The sequence below is a fragment of the Neisseria sp. N95_16 genome, assembly GCF_002551535.2.
GTDB classification, from domain to species: Bacteria; Pseudomonadota; Gammaproteobacteria; order Burkholderiales; family Neisseriaceae; genus Neisseria; species Neisseria brasiliensis.
Genome location: NZ_PDBT02000094.1, coordinates 1 through 7,213, shown reverse-complemented (window position 1 = coordinate 7,213; position 7,213 = coordinate 1). Strand labels below are relative to the sequence as shown.

General features: G+C 48.9%; 6 protein-coding genes, 5 tRNA genes and 1 pseudogene. 1 reads left to right on the top strand and 11 read right to left on the bottom strand.

Annotated features, from left to right (window positions below; genetic code table 11):
• Together CRG49_RS14045 and glyQ are read right to left on the bottom strand one after the other, a co-directional pair.
• Window positions 1-171, bottom strand: a 171-nt coding sequence (locus CRG49_RS14045) for a helix-turn-helix domain-containing protein (protein WP_157807888.1), incomplete at its 3' end; no start/stop codon positions are given.
• A 104-nt stretch (window positions 172-275) separates the two neighbouring features.
• Window positions 276-1,181 carry a glycine--tRNA ligase subunit alpha gene (glyQ, locus tag CRG49_RS11670; RefSeq protein WP_095501590.1) on the bottom strand — a complete coding sequence of 302 codons (906 nt, stop codon included), beginning with the start codon at window positions 1,179-1,181 and terminating at the stop codon, window positions 276-278.
• Window positions 1,182-1,411: 230 nt separating this feature from the next.
• Between glyQ and CRG49_RS11665 the strand changes: the two genes are divergently transcribed.
• Complete coding sequence (locus tag CRG49_RS11665) at window positions 1,412-1,951, top strand: OmpA family protein (protein ID WP_095501591.1); 540 nt, start codon at window positions 1,412-1,414, stop codon at window positions 1,949-1,951.
• 187 nt (window positions 1,952-2,138) lie between these two features.
• Here the strand turns inward: CRG49_RS11665 and CRG49_RS11660 are convergent.
• From CRG49_RS11660 to CRG49_RS11620, 9 genes and pseudogenes are all read right to left on the bottom strand, one after another.
• Window positions 2,139-2,214 (bottom strand) — tRNA-Val (locus CRG49_RS11660).
• A 39-nt stretch (window positions 2,215-2,253) separates the two neighbouring features.
• Window positions 2,254-2,330 (bottom strand) — tRNA-Asp (locus tag CRG49_RS11655).
• Between the two features lie 34 nt (window positions 2,331-2,364).
• Window positions 2,365-2,440: transfer RNA gene (locus CRG49_RS11650), tRNA-Val, on the bottom strand.
• 36 nt (window positions 2,441-2,476) lie between these two features.
• A tRNA-Asp gene (locus CRG49_RS11645) sits at window positions 2,477-2,553 on the bottom strand.
• A gap of 34 nt (window positions 2,554-2,587) precedes the next feature.
• Window positions 2,588-2,663: transfer RNA gene (locus CRG49_RS11640), tRNA-Val, on the bottom strand.
• A 71-nt stretch (window positions 2,664-2,734) separates the two neighbouring features.
• Window positions 2,735-4,717 (bottom strand): cation:proton antiporter, encoded by a 1,983-nt coding sequence (locus CRG49_RS11635; RefSeq protein ID WP_095501592.1) that lies wholly within the window; start codon window positions 4,715-4,717, stop codon window positions 2,735-2,737.
• Window positions 4,718-5,014: 297 nt separating this feature from the next.
• Window positions 5,015-5,761 (bottom strand): 3-oxoacyl-ACP reductase FabG, encoded by a 747-nt coding sequence (gene fabG, locus CRG49_RS11630; RefSeq protein WP_095501593.1) that lies wholly within the window; start codon window positions 5,759-5,761, stop codon window positions 5,015-5,017.
• Window positions 5,762-5,989: 228 nt separating this feature from the next.
• Entirely contained in the window at window positions 5,990-7,036 is a 1,047-nt protein-coding gene (locus CRG49_RS11625; RefSeq protein ID WP_095501594.1) for a glycosyltransferase family 4 protein, read from the bottom strand.
• Window positions 7,037-7,129: 93 nt separating this feature from the next.
• Window positions 7,130-7,213 (bottom strand): annotated as a pseudogene (locus CRG49_RS11620) (IS5/IS1182 family transposase); the annotation flags it as partial.

Genomic DNA, 7,213 nt, shown 5'->3' with positions numbered 1-7,213 from the left:
CTGTTGTGCTTTTCGGTAACAGTAGGTTCCGTTGACGGAATGCCGTCTGATTTCCCGACTGACGGTGGCGGGATGACAACCGATGTTCTGTGCGATTTGGTTTAGGGGTAGGTTGCGGTAATGTCTGGAAATGTAGTATCTTTGGTGTGAGGTCAGTTGTGTGTAGGCCATATTGCAATCTTTCTTGTCAGGAAAGGCAGTATACTACCGCATACTGGCCTTTTCTGTTATTGGAAATTGCACTTGTTAGGCGAATGTAAGGCCGTCTGAAATTTTTATGCTGCTTTGTTTTTAATCAATGGGAAGCCTAGCTGCTCTCGGCTTTCCACGAATTTTTGTGCCACGATGCGGCTCAAGGTGCGGATGCGGCCGATGTAGGTGGCACGTTCGGTCACGGAAATGGCGCCGCGGGCATCAAGCAGGTTGAAGGTGTGTCCGGCTTTCAATACCAATTCGTAAGCAGGCAGGGCAAGGCTGGTGTCGTCGATATCCAGCAGGCGTTTGGCTTGGGCTTCGTAGTCGTTAAACTGGCGCAGTAGCCATTCGGCATCGCTGTATTCGAAGTTGTAGGTGGATTGTTCCACTTCGTTTTGGTGGTACACGTCGCCATAAGTCACGGCTTGGCCATCGGGGGTGTGTGACCAAACCAAGTCGTATACATTTTCTACGCCTTGCAGATACATCGCCAAGCGCTCGATGCCGTAGGTGATTTCGCCCAATACCGGTGAGCAATCAATGCCGCCGACTTGTTGGAAATAGGTAAACTGGGTGACTTCCATGCCGTTGAGCCATACTTCCCAGCCCAAGCCCCATGCGCCTAAGGTTGGGTTTTCCCAGTCGTCTTCAACAAAACGAATGTCGTGCACTTTCGGATCGATGCCCAGTTCGCGCAATGAGTCGAGATACAAATCTTGAATATCGGCTGGTGCCGGTTTCAGGGCAACTTGGAATTGGTAATAGTGTTGCAGGCGGTTGGGATTGTTGCCGTAGCGACCGTCTTTCGGGCGGCGGCTCGGTTGCACATAGGCGGCATACCAAGGCTCAGGGCCGAGTGCGCGCAGGCAGGTGGCTGGGTGGCTGGTGCCGGCGCCGACTTCCATGTCGAAAGGTTGGATTAGGGTGCAGCCTTTGTCGGCCCAGAATGTTTGCAATTTGAAGATGATTTGTTGGAAAGTCAGCATGGCTTTTGTTATTCAGATAATCGAAAGGCTTTATTTTACTGTTTTGATGAGGTTTTGAATAGTTTTGTCCGTCGGTATCCGCGGATTTTTCAGACGGCCTTGTATGATTATCGCGATTGTTGGCGACAGCGGCATTTAAGATCAGAGAAGTTGCGTTACAAATACGGCTTTTTAGGTATAATGGCGGCTGAATGCTTTTTAATGGTTTAACTTAAAAGAGGAAATAGAAGATGTCGGATAATGACAATCACAAAGAACAACGTCTGGGTTTATGGATTGCCGGTGGCGCCGCAGCTTTGGCAACGGTTGTAACCTTGTTCCTTTCTGTTTGGGGTTGGGAAACCGGTAAAATTGAAGGTTCGCCAAATTATGGCCAAACTGAAATGGCGGCGCATGATCATGCTGTTGCAGCGCATGGCGCGGCGCATAATCTTGCCGATGACGCGGCTGCGGTATTTGTGGAAAACGGTATCGTAAAATTCTACTTTGCGACCGGTAAATCCGATTTGGCTGCCGGTGCACAAGAAGCATTGAAAGATGTATTGGCTGGTGTGAAAAACGGTCAAAAAGCGGTGGTGTCCGGTTTTCACGATTCAACCGGTAATCAAGCGTTTAACGAACAATTGTCTAAAGACCGTGCCTTGGCGGTAAAAAATGCCCTGATGGGCTTTGGTGTGGCGGAACAGCAAATTGAATTGCGCAAGCCAGCAGATACCGAAGGCAGCGGCAGCAATGCAGAAGCGCGCCGAGTGGAAGTAGTGCTGGAATAAAGCCGATTGTTTGAAGACAATTGATAATGCCGTCTGAAAAGTTTCAGACGGCATTTTTCATGAGTGGGACTTTCTAGATTCTCCAGCAGGTTTGCTAATATCCAGTAAAGATGATGCATGATTGCTAAAGGCCGCCTGACACAATAAGCATAAAAAAGCCTTATGCAATGCATAAGGCTTTTTGATTTGGTGGGTGATGACGGAGTCGAACCGCCGACATTCTGCTTGTAAGGCAGACGCTCTACCAACTGAGCTAATCACCCGTATTAATAAAAGCACCGAGTTTCGGTGCTTTTTTATATTGGCGCGGCGGACGGGGCTCGAACCCGCGACCCTCGGCGTGACAGGCCGATACTCTAACCAACTGAGCTACCACCGCGCAAGTAATTGTGTTGCCACAACTACAAGAAACTTGGTGGGTGATGACGGAGTCGAACCGCCGACATTCTGCTTGTAAGGCAGACGCTCTACCAACTGAGCTAATCACCCGAAAGATATTGATGACCTCAATATCTGAAAAAGGTTTGGCGCGGCGGACGGGGCTCGAACCCGCGACCCCCGGCGTGACAGGCCGGTACTCTAACCAACTGAGCTACCACCGCGCAAGCAATTGTGTTGCCACAATTGCAAGAAACTTGGTGGGTGATGACGGAGTCGAACCGCCGACATTCTGCTTGTAAGGCAGACGCTCTACCAACTGAGCTAATCACCCATTGACGCAAAACTGCGAAGACGCTATTAAATCAAAAATCGTTATTTTACGCAAGTTTTATTTTTGCATAATCAAGCTTCTCCTTGCAAACTCCAGTTTTCAAAAGAAATAATTTTATCTTGCGGGCCTGCAACAACTAAGATGTCGCCGGAAGCTAAAGTGAAATTCGAATCAAAATCTTCAATCCGGCTGGCGCTGCGGCGGACGAATAATAATTTGATGCCCAAATCGGCCAAAGGCAAATCACGCACAGGGTGGTCGATGGCGTAGGCTTCACCGGTTAGTGCAAAGGCATGGCGGCAGATGTGTTTGTGTTCTTCAGAGAAAATGGTTTCGTCATCGCTGCCGACGAATAAGTCCTCTAAAAAGGCATAACCGTTGCGGCGGATATTCATGATGGTTTGATGCACATGGTTGTAGGGTGAGCCATTGGCCAACATGGCATAGCTGGCTAAGGCCAAACTGGTTTCTTTGGTATCGGAAACGGCTTCTTCTACGCCCATTTCAGTCAGGCTCTTGACGTAATCGTCGTCAATGGCGCGTGCGTAAATTGGCATGGTCGGATGAAGGGCAATGATGTGGTTGACCACATGTTTGGCTTCGGCCATGTTGTTGAGTGTCAATACCACCATTTTGGCACGCGCTAATCCTGCGGCTTCCAATACTTCGCGGCGTTTGGCATCGCCGAATGCCACTGGTTCGCCTGCGCTGCGGGCAACTTGAACGCGCTCGACATCCAAATCCAGCGCGAAGTAGGGGATGTTTTCCTGCGCCAAAATACGGCCGACTGTTTGACCGCCGCGACCAAAACCGATAATCAAAACGTGGTCGGATTTGCTCATGGTTTCGACCAGCATATTGTGCAAATCCAACGCTTTCATGTCCCAGTTGGATTTGATAAAACGGTTGATAATTTTATCGCTGCTGCCCAGCAAGAACGGTGCAATGATCATCGACAGCAACACGGCAGCGGTAGCCGCTTGTTCCAATTCCGGCGAAACCATGTTGATTTTGCTGGAAATCGCCAACATTACAAAACCGAATTCACCGCCTTGCGCCAAATACAACGCAGCTTTCATACTGTCGCCGACCGGATGTCTCATGCGGAAGGCAATCAGGAACACAATCAACGCTTTCAACACCACCAGCATCGCCAGCAACACTAAAATCATCTGCCAATTATTAATCAGCGCCTGAATATCCAGCTTCATGCCGACGGTGATAAAGAAAAAGCCGAGCAAAATATCGCGGAACGGACGAATATCGTCTTCTACTTGAAAACGGTATTCGGTTTCTGACAGCAACATACCGGCAACAAACGCCCCCAAAGCCAGTGACAAGCCTTCCAGTTCGGTCAGGTAGGCCACGCCCAGCGTCACCAGCAAAACGTTGATCATGAATAATTCAGACGACTTACGCTTGGCCACCATGCGGAACCAAGGCGACATCACTTTATTGCCAACAAAGAACAACACGCCGAGCGTAATCACCATTTTCAAGCCCGCCCAGCCCAGTTCCGCCCACAAATTGCCTTCGCTGCCGCCCGCCAGCGCCGGAATCAGAATCATCAACGGCACCACCGCAATATCCTGCATCAGCAACACACCCATCGACATTTGGCCGTGGGGCTGACCCAATTCGGTTTTCTCCGACAAAATGCGGCTCACAATTGCGGTGGACGACATCGCCAATGCACCGCTGACGGCAAACGCCCAGTTAAACGGCGTGCCCATCAGCATTAAAATCCCCATAATCGCCAACATGCTGATGACGACCTGCAAACCGCCTAAGCCGAATACCAGCTTTTTCATCGCCTTGAGTTTCGGCAGCGAAAATTCCAAACCGATGCTGAACATCAAAAACACAATACCGATTTCACCCAAATAATCTGTGGCGTGGCTTTTCGGAATCAGGCTGAACATGCCCGGGCCGGCGATAAAGCCGACCAACAGATAACCGAGCATGGAAGGAATATTGAATTTGCGGCAATAGATAACGGTAATAACCGAAACCAGCAGAACGATGACGACATGGGCAAGAGAAAACTCATGCATAAAAGGCGGCCTTGTTATGAATAGAGAGAAGAGTGCGCAAGGCCGTCTGAAAAAATCTTAGCGAAACAGGGGCGGGGATTTATGCAAACGGCGAAAGATAGTCGTTTCAAATAAAAATCATACTGCGTTGCCAGCGCCCTTATGTACTCGATGTACACGGCGGTCGCTGTCGCCTTGTCTGATTTCTATTTAAAACAACTATAAATTATAGCAAAAAATAAGGGAGATTCAGGATTTTATCGACAAAAGGCCGTCTGAAAACGATTTTTCAGACGGCCTCTCTTATTCATACAAACATTAAGGCATCAACATACCGCCGTTGACATGCAGCGTTTGGCCGGTGATGTATTTGGCTTGGTCGGAAGCCAAGAACAAAACCGCATCGGCGATGTCTTGCGCTTCGCCGAATTTGCCTAAAGAAGTTTGCGCTTCAAACATTTTGCGGGTTTCTTCCGGCAAGACGCGGGTCATGTCGGTGTCGATAAAGCCCGGTGCTACACAGTTGACGGTTACGCCACGGCTGCCGACTTCGCGTGCCATTGATTTAGCAAAACCGATTAAGCCTGCTTTGGCAGCGGCATAGTTGGTTTGACCGGCATTACCCATCACGCCGACTACGGAAGTGATGTTGATGATGCGGCCTCTGCGTTGTTTCATCATGCCGCGCAACACGGCTTTAGAGGCGCGGAAGACAGATTTCAGGTTGACCTGCATGATGTCGTCCCATTCTTCTTCTTTCATGCGCATCAACAGGTTATCGCGCGTGATGCCGGCGTTGTTGACCAAAATATCCAGTTTGCCGAATTCTTTTTCAATCTCGGCAATCAATGTTTCGATGCTTTCCGGCTCAGCAGAATTCAACGCACGGCCTTGGCCGCCCCATGGCGCCAAACGCTCACCAATCGCTGCTGCACCGCTGTCGCTGGTGGCCGTACCAATCACGGTGGCACCGGCTGCGGCCAATGTATCGGCAATCGCCGCACCGATACCGCGTGATGCGCCGGTAACTAAAGCGATTTTGCCGCTTAAATCTTGATTACTCATCCAGGATCCTTTCGTTGCGTAAAATGAATTTTCAGACGGCCTTTATAGCATAAATAGGCTTTTTAATCTAATGTTAGGTATATCATAATGAAAAGGCCGTCTGAAATCTTGGTTATGGATTTCAGACGGCCTTTATAGCATAAATAGGCTTTTTAATCTAATGTTAGGTATATCATAATGAAAAGGCCATCTGAAATCTTGGTTATGGATTTCAGACGGCCTCAATATTTAAACCGCTGCTAGCATTTCTTTTAAGGCTTGGATGTGTGTGGCCAGCGTAGGGTCGTAGCTGAGGGCGGAACGTGGGTTGCTTATTTTGTGAGTACCCTGCTGTTTTCGCTCGTGCGCTTGGATAATGGCGGCGGCAAGTGAATCCGGATTGTCGCGTTGGAAAAACAAACCGGCTTGTTCATTCATCACTTCGGTGCAGGCGATATTATCGGCGAACACAACCGGCGTGCCACACAAAACGGATTCTATGCCGACCAAACCGAAAGGTTCGTATAGGGAGGCCATGATAGTGAAATCGGCAGCGCGATATAAATCCGGCATGTTTTTGCAAAAACCCAATTCGGTGACGTTTTTCATCGGGCGGGGCAAGGGCGAACCGGCCACAACCAAGCGAACGGGCAAATCGGTTTGCTCGAAAAATGCCGTCAATACATCCAGCCCCTTGCGTTTGTGGCCGGTGGAAGGAAACACAAAAACGGTTTCATCATCGCCGAAACCAAATTGACGGCGCAGTTCGGCCACTCGCTCGGGCTGAGGAAAATAGCGTTCGGTATCGGCAGGTGGATATACCACGCGGATTTTTTCAGACGGCACGCCGTAATACTCGGTCAATTCCTGCGCCATCATCGCCGAATGAGCCATGATGCTTTTTGCGGTGGCATAGTTGGTGCGGTTGCGGCGGATGGTCAGTTTATCCAACAAATTCGCGTTTTGCTTCATGTGTTTGAGATAACCTAAATGGGTGCCGCCACATACTAAAACATCGGCATGATCGCTGGGGTTGCAGGCGATGAGTTTGCCTTGAATATTGTACTTGGTAAGTTGGTGGGTGAAGAAAAAGGGGCGTAATTTTTTCGGTATCCGCTTTTGGTTGATATGCACTACATCAGCCATAGCAAATTCAGCCATGGTCTGGTCAATCTGTGTGGCATAAACAGTGGGGCGGATGTTTTCTGTATTTAATCCGCGAACCAAGTCGAAGGTATAGCTTTCCATACCTCCGCCTTTTCTGAAGCAGTTGATGGCGATGTTTAAGTGGGACATATGAGTTTAAAGTTTTTTTTGTAAGGTAACAATAATCAAGGGACTTAGGAAGCAAAATTATCAAAAAACCTGATAAGCTACTAGGGCGTGTCCTCAATTTAACTTAGCATGAATAATAGAGCAAGCCAAGTAAAGCATCGATTTAAAATTACGAGCTAATTTCTCATAGCGAGTAGC

Excerpts from the sequence above, each read along its gene's own strand:
- fabG (WP_095501593.1), bottom strand. The coding sequence starts at position 5,761 with ATGAGTAATCAAGATTTAAGCGGCAAAATCGCTTTAGTTACCGGCGCA.
- CRG49_RS11635 (WP_095501592.1), bottom strand. The coding sequence starts at position 4,717 with ATGCATGAGTTTTCTCTTGCCCATGTCGTCATCGTTCTGCTGGTTTCG.
- CRG49_RS11665 (WP_095501591.1), top strand. The coding sequence starts at position 1,412 with ATGTCGGATAATGACAATCACAAAGAACAACGTCTGGGTTTATGGATT.
- CRG49_RS11625 (WP_095501594.1), bottom strand. The coding sequence starts at position 7,036 with ATGTCCCACTTAAACATCGCCATCAACTGCTTCAGAAAAGGCGGAGGT.
- glyQ (WP_095501590.1), bottom strand. The coding sequence starts at position 1,181 with ATGCTGACTTTCCAACAAATCATCTTCAAATTGCAAACATTCTGGGCC.